Below are 2,307 nucleotides of genomic sequence, written 5' to 3' on the forward strand. Positions count from 1 at the left end.
GCCGTGCAGCGACCCGTTGACGTAGAGGCTCAGCGCCTTGGTCGACGAGTCGAAGACGCCGGTGAGGTGATACCAGACACCGGGCAGCGGTTCGCTGTCCGAGCTCGCCCGGGTCATCGGCGCCTGGCCGTCGTCGCGCGGCAGCATGCGGAAGGCGAACCGTTTGGTGTCGCCGGCGTAGCCGAGGAAGAAGCCGGAGCTGTCGCCACCGTCCTGCGACACCGCGGTGTGCGTGGCCGTGCCGGCGCTGTCCAGCATCACCCAGGCCGAGACGCTGAAGGTGTAGCCGGTGTTGACCACCGATCCGCTGGTACTGGCGTAGCCGCCCGCGGCGCCGGTGAGCCGCAATGCCTCCCGCTGACGGCCGAAGGTCCAGCCCGCGGCGGTCCCCGGCAGCACGCCGGAGACCGTGGCGGGATGGTTGCGCGGCGAGGCATCCGGCGCCGCCGAGCGCGGCGCGGCGTGCACGTTGCCGTCGAGCGGCCAGTGTCCGGTCGGTCCGGGCACGGCGGTGCCCACCAGGAAGTGGTATCCGCCGCCGGGCGGGATGGTGCCGTCGCTGCCCGGTGTCCGGTACGGCTCGGACAAGTTGAGCGCCCGGTCCACCGCCCGGACGTAGAGGTCGTGAGGTCCGGCGGTCGTCGGCGTCGCCCAGATGCCGGCGCGGCCCTCGTGGGCGGGGACGAAGGTGGGTGCGTTGACGTCGACCGGTGGGAAGTCAGCGAAGTCGAGGCTCCACTGGTAGCCCAGCACGTCGGTGTCGCCCGCAGCGGCCTCGATCTGGAAGACGCCGGTCTTGCCGGCCCAGCCGCCGAACCCGTTCTCCGGGAAGTCGACGGAGCGCACCGTGGGGCGGCGTGGCGCGGACGAGTCGACGGTGACCTGACAGAACAGCGAGAACGGGCTCCAGGCGATGCCGTCCCAGGCCTGAACGCGCCACGATATCCGGCTGCCGTCGCCGAACACGCCGGCCGGGATGGTGACCCGGTGTGCTGTGCCCGGTGCCTGGGCGGCCGTCTGCACGCTGCCCACCGGGCCGGTTCCGCCGTAGCGCCACCACTCGAACCGGGCGGCCACGTTCTGCCCGTCGCGATCGGAGAGGGTGGCGTTCAGCGTCATGGCGCCGGTGTAGGCGTACGCCCGGTCGGCCTCGTGCGGGCAGCCCAGGCTCGGACCCTGCCCACCCTGGGCCCACAGGCTCGCGGGCACCGCCGGCGGCCAGTTGTAGGTGACGATCAGGGATGGTGACAGGTCGCCCTGGCCGAGCGTGTTGAACCTCTTCCACTGGTACTTGTCCGCCTCGTTGTCGGCGCCGAGCATGAAGGCGGTCAGCCCGCCGGCACCGATCGCATTCGCCGGCACCCCGAAGCCCACCCAGTTGGCCGGGCAGGAGGCGCTGTAGCCGAACGCCGAGTTGACGGTCGCGATGTGCCGCACGCCGGGCTGAGCCGCCCAGGTGGTGCCCGGGCCGATCGCGCCGCTGCTGTAGAGACGGGTGGGCCGCGGCGTACAGTCCGGCGACCACATCTGCCGCACGTTGAACTCGGCGCCGAGCACGTTGGCCCCGGCCAGCGCGCTGGTGTCGAACTGGAAGTAGGTGCGGGCGACCCCGATGCCCGCGCAGCCGGTCCACCCGCAGTTGCCCACCTTGCCCTCCGGCCCGTCCAGGCCGCCGAACCAGTAGGCGTCCCCCGGGTGGCCGCTGAACACCTTCGTCCACGCGTTGCCCGGGGCGGCCCAGTTCGGGTCGATCCGCACCGGGAACTTCACGTCCGGGTTCCGCAACAGATCCTGATCGGGTACGACGGTGAGACGACCACCCGACACCGTGACGTCACCGACGCCGGACGCGCGACCGGCGTCGGTCATCTCCACCCTGGTCGAGGCGAAAACCACCGCGCCTGCCTCGTCGCGGGCGGCCATGGTTCCGTCCGGCTCCTTCGTCACGGTCAGCCCACGGGCCGTCAGCCCGAAGTCGACGGCCGAGAGCCCGGGATCGGCGGCCGCCGCCCGGTTCTTGACGACCAGCACCGAGGAGAACCCATCGAGCTGCGCGGTGAGCTCGAGATCCACCCCGCTCAGCACCTCGGGGTAGGTGGCGGTGCCGCCGGACAGCCTGGGTGCGGGCAGCGCCTTCGGCCAGCGCAGCTCGATCGATCGATCGCCCACCGACAGCCGCGCGAGTGGCGCCTTCGATCCGCCACCGGAGAACACCAGTGGCTTGACCACCGCGGCCGGCGCGACGGACCCGTCCGGTCGCTTGCTCAGCCTGGTGTCCGGGTCGGTCCAGCCGCCGCCGTCGCGGAC

Annotated in this window: 1 protein-coding gene; it reads right to left on the reverse strand. The window is 72.2% G+C overall.

What is annotated here, in order from left to right; translation table 11 throughout:
* A partial coding sequence (locus AB0M20_RS39010) for a LamG-like jellyroll fold domain-containing protein (protein ID WP_364306035.1) occupies positions 1-2,307 on the reverse strand: 2,307 nt, incomplete at both ends.

It is taken from the genome of Actinoplanes sp. NPDC051633, from assembly GCF_040681735.1.
Lineage (GTDB): Bacteria > Actinomycetota > Actinomycetes > Mycobacteriales > Micromonosporaceae > Actinoplanes.